We start from the raw sequence: 16,473 nt of genomic DNA, 5'->3' as shown, positions 1-16,473 counted from the left end.
TCAGACTCCTTTTAGCGTGTTCTCTTCTTAAATCGACAAGCGAACGTGAGCGTCCTAATCCAGATCAACCCCAGATTCAGGCAGAGATGTAACGGTTTGTAAAGTTACATGCTCGGCTTTGCGATCGCAAACTGTATTTAATCTACATTTGTGTTTTTACCAGAAAACGTATACATAAAGCGCATTTCGGGACATATATGACACAAATTGATAAGAAATCGGTAATTTTTTGTTACTAACCGTTACAGAGTTATGAGCTAGTGCTCTAGTTTTCTTTACATTTCTTAATTAAGAAATGTAAAGAAGGACCTTTCAAGCTAGGTATAAGGACTTATTAACCCGATAAATTCGCAATGTTTTGTAATATTTAATTTTTCAGATCGGTATTTTTCAAAATCGTCTGCTGCACCCAATTGGGAAGTTTCTGTGCACCAGGCTGACTCAGAACTGCGATCGAGAATCCTGCAACAATCAAGCTGCTTAAAATTGTGATCAAGGGAGAATGTTTGGCAAGCCCTGAATCTCTCATGATTCTTGCAATCGGGCGGCTCTGCTTCCTCAACTGCCGACTACTTGGCTTTAATTTTTTGACGCTGAAGGGATCGCGAACATAATGACCGCTAATACTTACAACAAGGCGCGATCGACAATGCGGACAGGTCAGTAATCCATTCACAGAGTTGACTGAGACAAAGTTGCCTGTACGATGGCAAACCGGGCAAGCATGAGAACCGCGATCAAAGGTATCAGCATTCATTGGCAGCAGAAAACCAGCAAAATGACAACATTCGGAAGGCGCGTTTTTAAAGTCGAGTCAATCCAAGCGAAAAATAGCTTCAAGACTTAAATAGCTAAGAAATAATATTTGTAATAGGTTGAGACTTGATCCTTTGATACCAGTTTACCCGCGATCTTCCGTGCAAAGTGCGATCGTTCAGCAAAATTGCGGAAAAATGAGAGCGATTTTTTTCGCAGTTTCGTCTTCTCGGAAGGGCAAAATTTGCCCTGTGTCGAAATCTTTCGGAATTTCGCAAAATACTTGTCTACTCTGGCTTTGATCAATCACAATGAGAATGAGAAATAAAAATTAATCATTATTGATAACCCCTGCCGTGCCCTCGACTCCGCCGCCCAAAATTCTGCTGCCTGATTCTTCGATCGCTCCTCAATCTCGCTTCAATGGTCTGCTAAATCGCCTTCAACCTCATCCGGATACGATCGTGCTGCTCTTAGCCGTTGTGATCGGTGGTGGGGCGGGGTTAGGCGTATTGATGTTCCGCTATTTGATTGAATTATTTCACCGACTGACGCTAGAAGACCTGATGGGAACGATCGGGCATTTTGGGGCTTGGACATTAGCTTGTGTTCCAACGCTCGGTGGACTTCTAGTTGGGCTGATGCGCTGGCTCACGAAAGAATTTAGTCCAGGAATTTCAGGATTAATTGCGGCGGTGCAAGCGGGCAAGGAAATGTCGCCAACTCGCCCCATTATCAAAACAGTAGCGGCAGCCGTTTCGTTGGGGACTGGAGCATCTCTCGGACCCGAAGGTCCAAGTGTAGAAGTCGGCGCAAATTTTGGGTTGTTAGTGGGGCAGAGTTTGAAAGTATCGCGCGATCGCCAACGATTACTGTTAGGTGCAGGCGCAGCAGCCGGATTAGCAGCCGGATTTAATGCGCCGATCGCTGGCGTATTCTTCGCGCTAGAGGTGGTCTTGGGGACGACGTTTGAAACGTCTGCGGCAAGTATTGTCTTACTTTCGGCGGTCGTTTCAGCGCTGATTGCTCAGATTGGACTTGGAGGACAGCCTGCATTTGCGCTGCCGGCTTATGAAGTTCGCAGTCCGCTAGAATTGCCACTCTATCTAGGGTTAGGGCTATTTGCTTGTGTTGTGTCGATCGCTTACACCACTTCTTTAAAGTGGGCAAGTGATGTCTTTCAGGGCAAAATTCCTGGAACCGTTTGGATGGCAAAAATTCCGCGGGAAGCGCAGCCGATTTTAGGCGGTCTATGCGTCGGATTAGTAGCCCTAAAATTGCCGCAAATCTTAGGGGTAGGCTATGACACCGTTGAAGCGATGCTGCGAGATGTGCAATTCTCGTTACTCCTGCTCATGACATTATTAGTTGTGAAATTGCTCATGACAGCGGTCAGTTTAGGGAGCGGGCTAATCGGGGGGATGTTTGCGCCTGCGATGTTTTTGGGTGCGACATTGGGTGCGGCATATGGCAAAGTTTTGCCTTTCGTCTTCCCTATGTTTGCAGGAAGCATTGCTGCACCACCTGCTTATGCAATGGTCGGGATGGCGGCAGTTTTAGCGGCGAGTGTGAATGCGCCTTTAACTTCGATTTTGTTGCTGTTTGAGATGACCCGCGACTATCGAATTGTCTTACCGTTGATGGCAGCGGTGGGATTGAGCGTCTGGCTTGCGAATCTGTTGAAATCGAATCCCGAACAGCCTTCTAACTTGCAGCAAATCGAAGCAAAAGGTGATCCTGCCCCAACTTCAACGAGCTTACAGAAGCAGGAAATGCTCAGAAATGTTTCTGTTGCAGAGGCAATGCATCCGAACTTTCTACAGGTTGAAGAGTCAATGCCACTTTTAGAGGCAGGTTTGCAATTGATTCAAAATCATTGTCATAGTGCATTAGTGGTTAATCTCGATCGCCAATTGATCGGCATTATCACCTTGCAAGATATCAATCGTGCGATCGCACGTTGGGAAACCGAACTGAATCATTTTGATCAAGCCCTCGATCGCACGATCGCGGATGTGTGTACAACCGACATTCTTTATGCCTATAAAGATGAGCCATTAACCGATGCATTAGATAGAATGGCGACTCGTGGATTGCATCAACTTCCTGTCATCGATCGCGAAAATCCGCATCAAATTCTGGGACTTTTAGAGCAAGAAGGCATCACATTGGCATGTAATTTGGCGCTGACGAGAGTTCGGTTAACGCCTTATCTGTCTTACGCCAAAAAAACAAGTCCAACCGAAGCTGAACTTGCCAATGTAGGCGTATTGAATTAACTCTAGATGAGACTTTATAAAAGTAGAGTCTCATCGGTTTCGGCTGGTCCAAACTCCTGTAAACATCATTAGCATCCCGCCTAGAAAAATCGCGATCGCTAGACCCACCGGAATAGCAGTTTGCCAATCAATGTTTTCCATAGAATTACACGTTGAGTTCTTCTCGATCGAGTTGTTTCAGATGAATATGCTTTCGTCCCAAAGAGATTTCAAATTCATCTCCTGGCTGCAATTCCATTTGTTTTGTATACGCTGCACCAATTAACAAATTACCATTAGACTGCACACTAATTCGGTAACTTGCACTGCGACCTCCTCGTCCATTGGTTGCCTGCTTCCCATCTAATTGAATTCCTTCTGCATCGATTAATGCATTCAGGAATTTCATCATATTCACACGTTCGACTCCATTTTTCGTCACCGTGTAATAGCCGCATTCTTTCGCTTTTTCTTCTTTATTGAGATGGTCGAGTTCCTTCACCTTCTTCAGCAGAGATTCCCCCGTCAGTGGCTCAATCTTTTTCTTCTTAGTCATCAACCCGAAATCCGAATCAGTGGACATCAATTCGATCTGATCAGCGCTCCCAAATCCACTAAATTGAGATTATTTAGTGCCCGGTGAGTTTGCCCAATTCATATTACACTGGCATCGCTGATTTTTGACACAAATTCGTCTCAGATTGCCGACAAAAATGACGTGCGAATTCGCTTAGAATTTGCAACGATTTTCGCCCTTCTTTCTCGTGATCGTAGTCTTTAGAAGTTTGGGAAGGGAAATTTAAAAATAAAAAGGAGCAGACTTACTGCGTTGAGCGAACTACGGCGGCAATCCTGACGGCATCGTCAAACATCGACACCTTAGAGATCAAAAACCTTTTGTCGCTCAAGTTGTAAGCTGCTCTTACCATTCATTCACCTGTGATTCATAAGTTATCAACCTCACTTGTCAACGCTGTGTGTTCGTCATGAAGTTGAAATGACAAAATCAAAGATAGAGAGAGCATCCTGCATGCAGCGATAAAGATATGGCACAGTTGCAACTAAATTGCCGCGCTAACGTCATATTTGATGACTATAGTCGAAGTATCTATCATTTGGATGAAGAGCAATTTGCATCTTTGCTTACGGAAATGATTGAAATTTTTGGAGATGCAACATTAAGGAGAGTACACACCCGATGACAACGCCTCGCAAATCGTTTAAACAGTCTGCTGTCTATTTCATGCTGCCATTGGTCGGAGCGGGGACAGCCCTCGCTGGAAATCGTCTACTCTCCAGCAATGCTGTCAATAATATTGTTTCACCTCCTGCGATCGCGCAAGCGACGAATCGTACCGCTGGACTCGCTGACCCGAATTTTATCGCATCTGCTGTGGAGCGAGTCGGACCTGCGGTGGTGCGGATTAACGCTTCGCGAACCGTGCAATCGCGCGTTCCCGAAGTATTTAACGATCCTTTCTTCCGCCAATTCTTCGGCAATCAAATTCCCAATCAACCTTCGCAACGCGTTGAGCGCGGAACAGGTTCAGGCTTCATCATTAGCGGCGATGGATTGATTTTAACGAATGCTCACGTGGTCAGTGGTGCAGACACCGTGACTGTCACGATGAAAGATGGACGTGAGATCAGTGGAAAAGTGGTGGGTCAAGATTCTCTGACCGATGTTGCTGTGGTGCGAGTTCAGGCGAATAATTTACCGACGGTTCCACTGGGCAACTCGGATGGGTTGAAGCCAGGAGAATGGGCGATTGCAATCGGAAATCCGCTCGGGTTAGATAATACCGTCACGGCTGGCATCATCAGTGCGACCGGGCGATCCAGTGCGGAAGTGCGAGTAGCAGACAAGCGGGTGAGCTTTATTCAAACGGATGCCGCGATTAATCCGGGGAATTCGGGTGGTCCTTTGCTCAACCAACGCGGGGAAGTGATTGGCATGAATACCGCGATCATTGGTGGGGCGCAGGGGTTAGGCTTTGCAATTCCTATCAATACGGCTCAGCGGATCTCGCAGCAGTTGATTTCTAAAGGTCGGGTGGATCACCCCTATTTAGGAATTCAGATGCGGGGATTGACAGCGGACTTGAGAGATCAGATTAACCGCGATCGAGAAGTTGGTTTCCGAGTCCAAGATGATCAAGGCGTGGTCATTTTTCGCGTGATGCCGAATTCTCCGGCTGCAAGAGCGGGCTTGCGGAATGGAGATGTGATCAAGAAAGTAAATGGTCAAACCGTGACAAAAGCGGATCAAGTTCAGCAAGCAGTGGAGAACGCTTCGGTGGGCGGAAATCTTCGGCTTGATGTGAGTCGCGGAGGGAATACGACGACTGTGAGTGTACAGCCTGGGGTGTTCCCGACTCAAACGGCGCAGAATTAATGACAGTTCATCGTTGATGTTGTCTCTACTCGTCAATCCCATGAATTTTGCGGAGTGGCGAGTGGAGAATAGTAACCCTGATTTCAGATCCTCACGCTATCTCCCTATCAGATTGATATTGAACCATAGTGAATTGATACAAAAAGCCGATGGATATATCCATCGGCTTTTTAGTTAATCTTGAAGTCTCAGGCTAATCGCGCTGACCGAGCGCAATTAAGATGTACTGAACCAACTGGAGCAACGCATACAGCGCAGTTGCAACGTAAGTAAATGCTGCTGCATTCAAGACTTTTCGCGCACCTTGATTCTCTTCACCCTGCAAAATGCCGAGTTCATCGATCAAGCGTAAGGCTCGGCTTGACGCATCAAATTCAACGGGCAGAGTAACCAGATGGAACACAATCACAGCCGCAAACAGCGCAATTCCAATTTTGATGAATACGCCACCCAGTGCTCCTAGGAACAAACCACCCATAATCAAGAGTGGTCCAAAATTTGCGCCTAGGTTCACGGCTGGAACTAATGCCGCCCGAACATTCATCGGCACATATCCTTTCACATCTTGTAGAACGTGACCACATTCATGTGCTGCTACCGCTGCTGCAGCTAATGAACTCGAACCGTAAACGACTTCTGAGAGTCGAACCGCTTTTGCACTTGGATCGTAATGATCCGTCAGTTCCCCCGCGACAGGCTCGATGCTCACGTCATAAACGCCCATGCGATCGAGAATCATTTTCGCAACTTCTGCCCCCGTCATTCCCATCCGTGAGGGAATCTCAGAGTATTTGCGGTACGTGTTTTGAACCCGCTGCTGCGCCCAGAATACCAGGATCATGCCGGGAATCAGCAGGAGATAAGACCAATGGAAAAACATGCCGTTTACCTTTTCTTAAATTCTATGCGAGGCTTAATTGACTGCTTTTATCCGCTATGCTATCACCTCTAAATCTAGGATGCCTGGAGCGAAAACCGAACTCGACCCGGTTGAGTTTTAGCTGCGGAATTTTCGATGAATTTGTCACAAATCGCATCCGATGAGAGGGGATCGAGACTCAGAGACTTACGTTAGAATAAAGACAGCACTGAAAGGAAGGAATGGATCGCTCGATGTCAATTTTTATCCCCGCACAAGGTACTGGCAGGAGATAGCAGTACTGATGCGTGAATTGCCCAAAGCACTACAGACTGAAGGGACTTCGCCACAGGTGGATAAATCGATCGCGCTTTCACGTTTACTTCCGCCTCCTGATCGATCGCGTGCAAGAGTTTTATTCTGGCTGAAAGGTCAAGTCCCCGAAACTCGAATTCGACATATCCTGCGGGTCGAACAATTCGCGATCGAGCTTGCTCAACGGCATCATCTCGATCGTGAGAAAGCGGCGCAAGCTGCACTCATGCACGATTTGGCAAAGTTCTTTAAGCCAAAGCGACTGTTGAGTATGGCGATCGCAGAAGGCTTGGAGATCGATCCGATTGAAGAGATGAATCCTCATTTACTTCATGCAGATGCAGGTGCGATCGTGGCACGGGATGAATTCGGTGTAACGGATTCTGAGGTATTAAATGCAATTCGGCATCATACGCTTGGCAGTCCGGAGATGAGTTTACTCGGCTGTGTGGTGTATCTAGCTGATGGGCTAGAACCAGGACGGGGAGCCACACCTGAGTTAGAAGAATTGCGAGACTTGAGTCGGCAGGACTTGATTCAGGCAACTTGGCGAGTGGCAGATGCATCGCTCAGACACTTGATTCAAGCGGGTCACCTGATCCATCCGCGCACGGTACAAACTCGTAATGCCTTTTTACAACGGTTCAAACAAACGGTTGTAAAAGACCCGATCGCTAAAATCCAACTCGTAAAAGGAATTCAAACCTGAATGACAGAACTTTCTAACCAGCAAACTCTTTCGCTCAATACGACGCTAGACGATCGCTCAGATCGAATGGCACAGTTAGTCGCTACGGCAGCTGATGAGCGCAAAGGGAGCGATATTGTGTTGTTGAAAGTCGGCGATGTGTCGGTTCTGGCAGATTATTTTGTCGTCGTGACAGGGTACTCAAAGGTGCAAGTCCGGGCAATTGCTCGATCGATTGAAGACAAACTGGAAGAAGAGATGGGACGGAAGCCCATTCGATCCGAAGGCTTCTCGGATGGGACTTGGATTATTGAGGATTACGGTGATGTGATCGTGCATGTGATGATGCCTCAAGAACGCGAATTCTATGGCTTAGAATCGTTCTGGGGACATGCACCGCGCGTTCCGTTTGGCACCTTGTAAATTGATTTAGAACATAAAGTGAATCGAGAGATTAGAATTCTAATCTCTCGATTTTTTATGAGGTTTGGGGTTCGGCTCAATTTTTAGAGGAGACGAGCTTCAGAACGGTTCAGAATGTCGGAAATTGCGATCGTTGAACCAAGCCGAGACGCAGCGAAATAGCTCGAAATGTACCTTTTACGCAGCAGCAGGCTCAGGCTGCATTTCAACAGGTGCGCCTTCTTCTACCATTTGAGCCATCTTGCCGCCTTTACGAATGTAGTTTTGCACGGCTGCAAACATTGCATTCACTTTGCGAGTCCGCCATTCATCAATTAACGCTTGCGTTTTGGCAATTCCAAAGTCACGTTCCATGACTTCATAAAGATAAGCAGCGTGTCGTGTCTCATCTTCAGCGATACTCAAAACGCCCTTTTTCAAGTTTGTACTCGTCGCATCTTCTGGTAGGGCTTCTGCAAGTCTGAAAAAGTCTTTACTCGCATCCAGTTCAAGAATATAAGTGCTGGCAAGAAAGACTTCCCAAGGAATATTTGCAGGTTTCAACTGTTCTTGAGAGTAGCCTACAAAATAGGCATCAAAAAAGGGACTCCGCTTCGATTCCTCCGGTTTCCTGTCCGTTTGACGATCGCGCAGTTGACTAAAATCGATGACCTTTTTATTGAGCTGCTTTAAGCCATGCGCAAAGATCTGACCATGCCGTTTCTCATCGCTGGCGTGGAGATCGAGCTTTTCTGCAAACCAGGTTTTGCCTTCTGCAAGTGCACGATCGCGCAAAGCCTGCAAAAATGGCACAGAACCCGATTCTGCCATTTGAAAGCCAGCGAGGAGATTCGGACGAGTTTGACGATCGCGAATTCCACTCGACAAAATGTAAGCGCTCGCACCTGAACCGACAATGTGGAGAAATTGCGTCAGAAGATTCATCGCTCTAAAAGGTGAGGACTGCACCCGCTATGGTAACGCGCTGAAGCGGTAGGGAGTAGGAGACAGCTTTGATCTCTATCTCCCGACCTATTTCGCGGCAGCCGCATCCGCTGCTTTTGGATCGGGCTTGACTGCACCTAAGCGAACTTCAGAACAGAACGATGCCAGACTGAAGCCGCCTGCCTGCTTCAAAACACTGTGCCGGAAGCGCACATTTGGGCTTTCAAACCAGATTCGCTCTTTCGAGTAAAGGGTGTCTGATTCGGTAATCAGAGTTAATCCCATCGCGTCTGAGACTTCGTAGTGTCCCACAATCGGGGTCTGCTGGGTAGTTCCCATTTCGCCAAGTAGCTTGCCCGAATTTTGGGTATCGCCTGCGATCGGCACAAGCACAGTCGAGCCAGTTTGCTTCCTCGTTTCGCCATCGAGAAAGCCTTCCCACGTCAGCCGTGCGCCGAGCAATGCAGTAGTTGGGTCAACCTGATACTTTTCACATAGCTGAATCACAGCAGGATCGGATTTGTCGAGTAGGTCGATCTCGATCGTAGATTTTCCGCTCCCTTGCTGAGCGGCAGGATGATGGCTGGTTCGCATCGACGACCATCTGCCTGCACTAAGTTCAAAAAACTCGACAATATCCATAACGATCCTATAGCGGGTTGTGATTCCTCTCCATTGTAAAAGGTTCAGTTACCCGAAAAAATCAGCCGTCGAGAAAGAATTGACGGCTGATCGCGCTCAGATTTGTTCGATCGACGCTTGTAATCCCTGATTTAGGAGGATTTGCAGCAATTCATCTGCTTCTGCTCGATCGCGAAATGCACCGGCTTGCATCACTCTCCGTCCTCTTAAGGCAAACGCATCGGCAACCACCGATCGCACTTGAGTCTGCTCAGACGCTGTACTCGCTTGGACAATGACCCGAAATCGGAATCCAAGACTGGAAGCTTGACTCACTGCACCCGATCCGCCGCGCCAAATTCGGACTGAGGTTCCAGCTGTATTGCCAATTGGTGGGGTCGCTCGTGGAACAGGCAGAATACCGGAAGCAGAAGCGACACGACGGGATTGTTGAACAAGTTGCGGTTTAGGTTGTGCGATTTGGGGTTGAACTTGGGGAATGCGGATTGGAATTCCTTCAGTTGGACGAATTTCAGTTGGGCGAATTTCAGTTGGACGAATCGCAGCGTTGATTCGCAGGGTGGGAAGTGGGCGATTTGAGCGGGCGATCGGTAAAGGAGCACTTCTCGAAGTTGCGGCTGGAACCGGAATCTCGATCGCACCATTATTCCGGGCTTGAGGCAGAGGGCGACTGCGAATGGCGAGCGGAGGCAAAGGTCGAGGCTGCCCAAATCCGGTCGAGGAAGCTACATTCGTCGTCATTTCAGGAGCCGCAATGCCAGAGAAATCAAGCCGCCCGATCGTTTTGGCTGAGACTTGATTACCAAAGGCGGGCACAGTTTGAGTGGTGCGCTGAGTATTAATATCAAATTGCTGATTGTTTAAGAACGTGTTGTTGCCGGGATCAGCAGAATTCCCTAAATTAGGACGGGATTGCGCGATCGACACCATCCCGTCTCGCGCGTTGTTATCGATCACATTGTTGCGAAGAATGGGCTGAGCACTGCCCTGCACCACGACCCCATCTTTGTTCTGTGTAATCCGATTTCCGAGTAGCTTGGGAGCAGAATTCTGAGCAATATTCACTCCGAATCCGGTGCGCTCAAAAATATTGTCTTGAATCTCTGGGCGAGACGTTCCGTAGACGGTGACACCGTTTGCGCCGTTTTGGTAGAAATAATTGTTTTTCAGCACGGGAGCGCTATTGCCCACGATCGAGGCTCCGTCATGGGTATTGCCCGTAAACGTATTCGCGAAAATCACTGGACTGGTCGATTCTGTCCAGAGTCCATAGCCTTGGGGGTTAGGATTCGTCACGGTGACTCCAGCGAGCATTGAGCGATCTGCGCCTAGAATCGTGACATTTTGCCGAGCGAAGGTTCGACTGAGAAAAAAGTCGCCTCCCCGAATCAGCACGTTCTGCCCCCGATTGCGGGGATCGCCTTGTAAGGTGATCGTCGGCTTAAGCTGAATCGGAAACACTTCGCCAGTCGCGATACTGTACGTTCCAGGAGCTAGAAGAATGACAGTATTCGGTGCTGCTCGGTCGAGGGCTACTGTAATCGTTTTGAGCGGAGAATTCGCTTGACCAGAGCTATTGTCGTTGCCGATCGCTGGATTGACGTAAATCACCGATGGAGTGATTTGAGCAACCGAGTCGGGCAGTGGGTTCGCGATCGCAGGTTTTTCTGTAATGGCGAATAAGGCAGATACACTTAATACAGCGAATACGGAGGAATACACAGAGCATCGATTCACGATTGTTCTCCAACACACGGCTTGTTCGGATAACATGACTGATTTTCTCGGATCGGTTACAGAAGGTTCAGTCTACACAGAGAATCTGAGTAAACCTCTGTAAAATCACTGGAACGCTGATCACGCGCGGGTTTCCACGGAAATGATCGGATTGAACTTATTGTCTCTGTAAGTCTACGGTGGTCAAGTAAATTAAAAAATCTTTATGAAGTAGCCTCATCCTCTGCCCCTGATACGATAAGAGATTAATATCTGGGAAATTTGCGCCCTTGCACTTCTTTATGCAGTCAGCCCTCTATCGAATTTTAGATGCGAACCTCGATCGCGCCCGTGAAGGTCTCAGGGTGATCGAAGAATGGTGTCGCTTTGGCTTAAACGATGTTGCATTGACAGAACGGTGCAAATACTGGCGACAAGAACTCGCGCATTGGCATCAAGCAGAATTACGGGCTGCCCGCAATACCCCGGATGATCCGGGTACGGATCTGACTCATCCGAACGAGGCAACCCGAGGCAGCATTGAACAAGTGTTGCAGGTGAATTTTTGCCGCGTAGAAGAAGCGCTGAGAGTCTTAGAAGAATACGGCAAAGTTTATCGTGCTGATATGGCAAGCGCAGTGAAGCAAATGCGCTATCAGGTTTACACCTTAGAAAGTCATTTAATGACGGTTCATCGTCGTCAAGTGCTGGATTCTGCTGCGCTTTATCTCGTCACCTCTCCTTCTGAGAATTTGTTCTCAACGGTTGAAGCTGCATTGAAGGGCGGATTGGGACTGGTGCAGTATCGAGACAAAGAGGCAGATGATGCGACTCGGTTTCAGAATGCTCAGAAGCTGCGTGAGCTTTGCCGAGACTATGGAGCATTGTTTATTGTCAACGATCGTGTAGATTTGGCTCTAGCTGTCGATGCCGATGGCGTGCATTTAGGTCAAGACGATATGCCGTTTGCCTGGGCGCGACAAATGTTGGGTCAGCATAAGCTGATTGGTCGATCGACGCATAGCCCGGAACAACTGAAAGCCGCGATCGCAGAAGGAGCCGATTATGTTGGAGTCGGGCCAGTGTATGAAACGCCAACCAAAGCAGGCAGACCTGCCGCTGGACTTGAGTATGTGAAATATGCGGCGGAACATTGTTCGATTCCTTGGTATGCGATCGGGGGAATTGACACGCAAAATATTCATGAGGTGCTCGGCGCAGGAGCGCAGCGAGTCTCGGTTGTGAGAGCAATTATGCAAGCTGAACAGCCGACCTTTGTAACGCAATTTTTTATCGCGCAATTAGAACAAAAGCGGCGATTTCAACCTCAATCTACTCCTGATCCTTGGGAAGCGTGAATGATTACATTGCAAGTGAATGGCGAGACAAAAACTTGTGCAGCCGCATTGAACATGCCGGAATTTTTGGAGTCTTTAGGTATGAATCCGCGCTTAGTTGCAGTGGAGTACAACGGAGAGATTTTGCATCGGCAGCTTTGGGAAACGACTGAGGTGAAGGATGGCGATCGCTTAGAGATTGTCACGATCGTCGGAGGCGGCTAATGTTGATTAGTGCCACTTCGGATGAATTGCGTTTATGTTGCCTTTACTCGCTGAATTTACTTCGCCAGGAATTGGATTTCAAATTGGGCCGCTTTCGATTCGCTGGTACGGGGTGCTCATCGCATCAGCAGTGCTGATTGGGGTGAATTTGTCTCAATACTTGGCATCGCGACGGCAGGTGAATCCAGAATTACTGAGTGATTTAGCGATTTGGCTAGTGCTTGCTGCGATTCCGAGTGCTCGCTTGTATTACGTGATTTTTCAGTGGCGCGATTATGTCGGGAATCCGGCTTCGATGATTGCGATTTGGCAAGGCGGGATTGCGATTCATGGCGCGATCTTGGGTGGCACAATCGCGGCTTTGATTTTCGCGCGCGTGAAAAAGATTTCGTTTTGGCAATTGGCGGATTTAGTTGCACCGTCACTGATTTTGGGACAAGCGATCGGGCGTTGGGGAAATTTCTTTAATTCGGAAGCCTTTGGTAGTCCGACGGATTTACCTTGGAAGCTATTCATCCCGCTCGATCGCCGTCCGCCGGGATTAGAGAATGTTGCGTACTATCATCCGACCTTTTTGTATGAGTCCCTTTGGAATTTAGGCGTTTTTGCGTTGCTGATGTTCCTGTTTTTCAAAGGGTCTCGGTTAAAGGTTGGAACGCTTTTTTTAACGTATATGGTTGCGTATAGTTCGGGGCGGTTTTGGATTGAGGGACTGCGAACTGATAGCTTGATGTTGGGCTTTTTGAGAATGGCTCAAGTGGTCAGTTTGACAGGAATTGCGATCGGGGCGATTGGATTGTTCTGGCTGTATGGGATGAAGCGATCGCTCCCCGATGTGGTGGATGATCCAAATCCGGATTCGCAACCGACTCGATAATGCTCATAAAAAACCCTAGAGGGCTTGCCTCTAGGGAATTAAGTCAGGGTGCATCTACCATTGCTGTTTCCTCCAGCGAACAAAGCCAATCCGGAAAACTCAATTTGTTGCTCATTCATGTCCCTTACTGAACAAATTCTTGCGAAAACTCCAGGCAATCCATTAGAAGGATTACGTCGGGTCGATGCACTATGGAAGGCTTTGCGTGAAGATGCGATCGCAGTTCCGAACGTGGTACAGACGAGTGCCGACGGGTATAGCCCGACTGAGCGCACTTTAGAAATTGAATACGATGTGCTCATCGCGGGCGGAACGCTTGGAATTTTATTAGGCTCGGCTCTGGTTCTGAAAGGCTGGCGAGTTGCCCTAATCGAACGCGGAATCTTAAAAGGACGCGAGCAAGAATGGAATATTTCGCGTAAAGAATTAGCAGCATTTCTGGAATTGGGATTGTTAAGCGAGACCGAGATAGAAACCGCGATCGCGACTCAATTTAATCCTGTTCGAGTCAGCTTTGCAGAAGGCTCGAATATCTTTGTGCAGGATGTGCTGAATATCGGCGTTGATCCGGTCTACTTGCTAGAAACGTTGAAGCAAGTTTTTCTGCGGCATGGCGGAACTTTATTGGAGAACACGCCTTTTGAGAGCGTAGAAATTTGTGCGAATGGGGTTTGTGTCAATCGATCGCTCAATGCCCGACTGATGCTAGATGCAATGGGGCATTTTTCCCCGATCGTTCAGCAAGCGAGACAGGGACAAAAACCAGATGGAGTTTGCTTAGTTGTTGGGACTTGTGCAAAAGGATTTGAGCAGAATGAATCAGGCGATCTGATTGCGTCTTTTACGCCGATTCAGAAGCAATGTCAGTACTTTTGGGAAGCTTTTCCCGCACGAGATGGCAGAACAACGTATCTATTCACTTATCTAGATGCAAATCGCGATCGCTTTTCTTTAGAAGATTTATTCGAGGACTATCTGAATCTGCTGCCTGACTATCAAAACATTCAGCTTGAACAATTAGAATTTGTGCGCGCGCTATTTGGATTTTTTCCTTGCTATCAGAACAGTCCCTTGCACTTGAAATGGGATCGAATTTTGCCTGTTGGAGATAGTAGTGGAAGTCAGTCTCCTCTAAGTTTTGGCGGATTTGGGGCAATGGTGCGGCATCTGGTGCGCTTAACCAATGGTATCGATGAAGCGCTACGATATGAAATGCTAAATCATTCGGCTCTGTCTTTGCTGCAACCGTATCAGCCTAATTTGTCGGTCACTTGGTTATTTCAACGATCGATGAGTGTCGGAGTGAATCAGAACATTGATCCAGATCAGATCAATCAATTGTTGAACACTGTCTTTGGAGAAATGCAGCGATCGGGAGAGCTAGTTTTGAAGCCCTTTTTACAAGATGTGGTTCAGTTTGTCCCACTTTCTCAAACGTTACTGAAGACCGGAATTCTCCATCCTGGCTTAGTGTTAAAAATCATTCCCCATGTTGGAATTTTCGCTTTGCTAGATTGGATGTTGCACTATTTCAATTTGGCAACTTATACCGTTCTCTATTCGATTTCCCAATCTTTTCACCCCTGGATTGCCAAACTCCCGCCAGCGCAGCACTATACCTGGCATCGACGAGTTGAAGCGTGGCAATTTGGCTCAGGAAAAGATTACGTAACTGATTAAGGATCTTAGTGATGGAATTCTCGTTAGCTCGGCAGCGGTTTTATCAAGAGGTACGTCAAGATGACGAGAAAATTAACCTTGAGAAAGCAGCTTTATACATCGCTCAAGAGGAATATCCAAATTTAGAAATTGAGAAGTATTTAACTGAGATCGATCTCATGGCTGCGGAAGTTCATGCCCGCCTGCCAGAAGAACCCTATCCGCTCAAAATCATTCAGACGATTAATCGATATTTATATGAGGATTTAGGATTTTCAGGTAATTCTGAAGACTACTACGATCCTTGTAATAGCTTCTTAAACGATGTCATCGATCGTCGAACCGGAATCCCGATTTCGCTGGCATTGTTGTATTTAGCGATCGCGGAGCGGATCGAATTTCCGATGGTCGGGATCGGGATGCCAGGGCATTTTCTGATTCGTCCGGCTGTGAATGAGGAGATGGAGATCTTTGTCGATGCGTTCCACAACGGAGAAATTCTATTCCCTCAAGATTGCCAGGAACGATTAAATCAATTGGCAGGACAGCCGGTTGAAATGCGTCCTCAATTTCTAGAAGCAGTCTCCCCTAGGCAATTTCTCGCGCGAATGTTGACGAATTTGAAAGGCATTTATCTCAATCAGGGCAAGATTGAGAAATGTCTGGCGATGATTGAGCGGATTCTAATTCTGTTTCCAGATGCGGCGTATGAATTGCGCGATCGCGGCATCATTTATTTTCAAACGCATCGCTGGATTGAGGCGCGGCAGGATTTAGAGGGTTATCTCGATCAAGTGCCAGCGGCGAACGATCGCGATTTGATTCAGCAATTGCTTGATCAAATTGAGAGCGATTGAAGTCGAGCGAACTGGCAGATGGAGCAGGCTGACCTGCAAACGCCCAAGTTAATTCAATGACTCTGCGACCTGCTTCAATCGCCTCAATTGAGCTTCCATATCCTCCTGTGTCCACTTTGCTGCAAACTGATTAAACCCAAAGCGCACGATCGGATTCGGAATCTCAAACTCAAACTGATTCAACAATCTTGTTCCCTTCGCTTCCGGCTGACACTCCCAGCGATCGCGACCCTTAAAAAATCCCTCAAACTGCCATACAACCAGTCCCGGCTGCCGCTCAACTACCACATTCTTCAGCGTCGGGCGCAACAGCGGTATCTGCACAACAAAACGGCTCTGACTGCCCAAGTCCGTAGACCAAGCTTCGATCGGTTCACAGCGCAGAGCTGGATTTAACCAGCGATGCATCAGATTCAAATCCGTAAAACAACGCTCCACATCCGTTGCGCTCGCCTGAATCAAAATCGACTGCTCAAAAACCTGCGGCACTCCCATTTTTCGCTCCCCCAACAGTCCATGAAATTGATCATGGCAAACGAATT

The 16,473-nt window shown here is 47.7% G+C and carries 16 protein-coding genes; 9 read left to right on the top strand and 7 right to left on the bottom strand.

Translation table 11 applies throughout. The annotated features are described in order from the left end of the window. Positions 1–367: 367 nt before the first annotated feature. Entirely contained in the window at positions 368–757 is a 390-nt protein-coding gene (locus tag OU814_RS20220; protein ID WP_017287038.1) for a hypothetical protein, read from the bottom strand. A 355-nt stretch (positions 758–1,112) separates the two neighbouring features. Here OU814_RS20220 and OU814_RS20215 point away from each other — a divergent pair, with 355 nt between their 5' ends. Continuing rightward, positions 1,113–3,035: a chloride channel protein gene (locus OU814_RS20215; RefSeq protein ID WP_268241918.1), complete on the top strand. Its 1,923-nt coding sequence runs from the start codon at positions 1,113–1,115 to the stop codon at positions 3,033–3,035. 145 nt (positions 3,036–3,180) lie between these two features. Here OU814_RS20215 and OU814_RS20210 read toward each other — a convergent pair whose 3' ends face one another. After that, positions 3,181–3,570, bottom strand: coding sequence for an AbrB family transcriptional regulator (locus tag OU814_RS20210; protein WP_026148493.1), 390 nt, complete (start codon positions 3,568–3,570; stop codon positions 3,181–3,183). A 642-nt stretch (positions 3,571–4,212) separates the two neighbouring features. Between OU814_RS20210 and OU814_RS20205 the strand changes: the two genes are divergently transcribed. Next, entirely contained in the window at positions 4,213–5,409 is a 1,197-nt protein-coding gene (locus OU814_RS20205; RefSeq protein ID WP_190647376.1) for an HhoA/HhoB/HtrA family serine endopeptidase, read from the top strand. Between the two features lie 193 nt (positions 5,410–5,602). On the opposite strand, the gene OU814_RS20200 is transcribed toward OU814_RS20205, so the two are convergent. Then, positions 5,603–6,289 (bottom strand): zinc metallopeptidase, encoded by a 687-nt coding sequence (locus OU814_RS20200; RefSeq protein WP_268241917.1) that lies wholly within the window; start codon positions 6,287–6,289, stop codon positions 5,603–5,605. Between the two features lie 283 nt (positions 6,290–6,572). Between OU814_RS20200 and yqeK the strand changes: the two genes are divergently transcribed. Continuing rightward, positions 6,573–7,292 (top strand): bis(5'-nucleosyl)-tetraphosphatase (symmetrical) YqeK, encoded by a 720-nt coding sequence (yqeK, locus tag OU814_RS20195; protein WP_017287031.1) that lies wholly within the window; start codon positions 6,573–6,575, stop codon positions 7,290–7,292. Continuing rightward, on the top strand, positions 7,293–7,694 hold the full coding sequence (gene rsfS, locus OU814_RS20190; protein WP_017287030.1) for a ribosome silencing factor: 402 nt from the start codon (positions 7,293–7,295) through the stop codon (positions 7,692–7,694). Between the two features lie 177 nt (positions 7,695–7,871). Here rsfS and OU814_RS20185 read toward each other — a convergent pair whose 3' ends face one another. From OU814_RS20185 to OU814_RS20175, 3 genes are all read right to left on the bottom strand, one after another. Next, positions 7,872–8,618 (bottom strand): ferritin-like domain-containing protein, encoded by a 747-nt coding sequence (locus tag OU814_RS20185; protein ID WP_268241916.1) that lies wholly within the window; start codon positions 8,616–8,618, stop codon positions 7,872–7,874. Positions 8,619–8,705: 87 nt separating this feature from the next. After that, positions 8,706–9,260: a phycobiliprotein lyase gene (locus OU814_RS20180; protein ID WP_017287028.1), complete on the bottom strand. Its 555-nt coding sequence runs from the start codon at positions 9,258–9,260 to the stop codon at positions 8,706–8,708. A gap of 96 nt (positions 9,261–9,356) precedes the next feature. Beyond that, the gene (locus tag OU814_RS20175) at positions 9,357–10,997 is read right to left on the bottom strand and encodes a DUF1565 domain-containing protein (protein ID WP_268241915.1); all 1,641 of its coding nucleotides are present in this window, start codon (positions 10,995–10,997) and stop codon (positions 9,357–9,359) included. 281 nt (positions 10,998–11,278) lie between these two features. On the opposite strand from OU814_RS20175, the gene OU814_RS20170 reads away from it, so the two are divergent. The 5 genes from OU814_RS20170 to OU814_RS20150 all read left to right on the top strand — a co-directional run bounded on the left by OU814_RS20170 (position 11,279) and on the right by OU814_RS20150 (position 15,931). Then, positions 11,279–12,334, top strand: coding sequence for a thiamine phosphate synthase (locus OU814_RS20170; protein WP_017287026.1), 1,056 nt, complete (start codon positions 11,279–11,281; stop codon positions 12,332–12,334). Next, entirely contained in the window at positions 12,335–12,538 is a 204-nt protein-coding gene (gene thiS, locus OU814_RS20165) for a sulfur carrier protein ThiS (RefSeq protein ID WP_017287025.1), read from the top strand. A 34-nt stretch (positions 12,539–12,572) separates the two neighbouring features. Next, positions 12,573–13,415, top strand: a complete 843-nt coding sequence (gene lgt, locus OU814_RS20160; protein ID WP_268241914.1) for a prolipoprotein diacylglyceryl transferase — start codon at positions 12,573–12,575, stop codon at positions 13,413–13,415. A gap of 117 nt (positions 13,416–13,532) precedes the next feature. After that, positions 13,533–15,095, top strand: coding sequence for an FAD-dependent oxidoreductase (locus OU814_RS20155; protein ID WP_268241913.1), 1,563 nt, complete (start codon positions 13,533–13,535; stop codon positions 15,093–15,095). A gap of 11 nt (positions 15,096–15,106) precedes the next feature. Next, entirely contained in the window at positions 15,107–15,931 is an 825-nt protein-coding gene (locus OU814_RS20150; protein ID WP_268241912.1) for a SirB1 family protein, read from the top strand. A gap of 48 nt (positions 15,932–15,979) precedes the next feature. Here the strand turns inward: OU814_RS20150 and OU814_RS20145 are convergent, their stop codons facing one another. Then, positions 15,980–16,426 carry an SRPBCC family protein gene (locus OU814_RS20145; RefSeq protein WP_017287021.1) on the bottom strand — a complete coding sequence of 149 codons (447 nt, stop codon included), beginning with the start codon at positions 16,424–16,426 and terminating at the stop codon, positions 15,980–15,982. Positions 16,427–16,473 lie beyond the last annotated feature (47 nt).

Source organism: Leptolyngbya sp. GGD (genome assembly GCF_026735145.1).
Taxonomy (GTDB): domain Bacteria; phylum Cyanobacteriota; class Cyanobacteriia; order Leptolyngbyales; family Leptolyngbyaceae; genus Leptolyngbya; species Leptolyngbya boryana.
This window is presented reverse-complemented; position numbering and strand designations above follow the sequence as displayed.

Coding starts and splice junctions, on each gene's coding strand:
- OU814_RS20205 (WP_190647376.1), top strand. CDS start 4,213: ATGACAACGCCTCGCAAATCGTTTAAACAGTCTGCTGTCTATTTCATG.
- OU814_RS20180 (WP_017287028.1), bottom strand. CDS start 9,260: ATGGATATTGTCGAGTTTTTTGAACTTAGTGCAGGCAGATGGTCGTCG.
- OU814_RS20170 (WP_017287026.1), top strand. CDS start 11,279: ATGCAGTCAGCCCTCTATCGAATTTTAGATGCGAACCTCGATCGCGCC.
- rsfS (WP_017287030.1), top strand. CDS start 7,293: ATGACAGAACTTTCTAACCAGCAAACTCTTTCGCTCAATACGACGCTA.
- OU814_RS20150 (WP_268241912.1), top strand. CDS start 15,107: ATGGAATTCTCGTTAGCTCGGCAGCGGTTTTATCAAGAGGTACGTCAA.
- thiS (WP_017287025.1), top strand. CDS start 12,335: ATGATTACATTGCAAGTGAATGGCGAGACAAAAACTTGTGCAGCCGCA.
- yqeK (WP_017287031.1), top strand. CDS start 6,573: ATGCGTGAATTGCCCAAAGCACTACAGACTGAAGGGACTTCGCCACAG.
- OU814_RS20185 (WP_268241916.1), bottom strand. CDS start 8,618: ATGAATCTTCTGACGCAATTTCTCCACATTGTCGGTTCAGGTGCGAGC.
- OU814_RS20145 (WP_017287021.1), bottom strand. CDS start 16,426: ATGGGAGTGCCGCAGGTTTTTGAGCAGTCGATTTTGATTCAGGCGAGC.
- OU814_RS20210 (WP_026148493.1), bottom strand. CDS start 3,570: ATGACTAAGAAGAAAAAGATTGAGCCACTGACGGGGGAATCTCTGCTG.
- OU814_RS20200 (WP_268241917.1), bottom strand. CDS start 6,289: ATGTTTTTCCATTGGTCTTATCTCCTGCTGATTCCCGGCATGATCCTG.
- lgt (WP_268241914.1), top strand. CDS start 12,573: ATGTTGCCTTTACTCGCTGAATTTACTTCGCCAGGAATTGGATTTCAA.
- OU814_RS20220 (WP_017287038.1), bottom strand. CDS start 757: ATGAATGCTGATACCTTTGATCGCGGTTCTCATGCTTGCCCGGTTTGC.
- OU814_RS20155 (WP_268241913.1), top strand. CDS start 13,533: ATGTCCCTTACTGAACAAATTCTTGCGAAAACTCCAGGCAATCCATTA.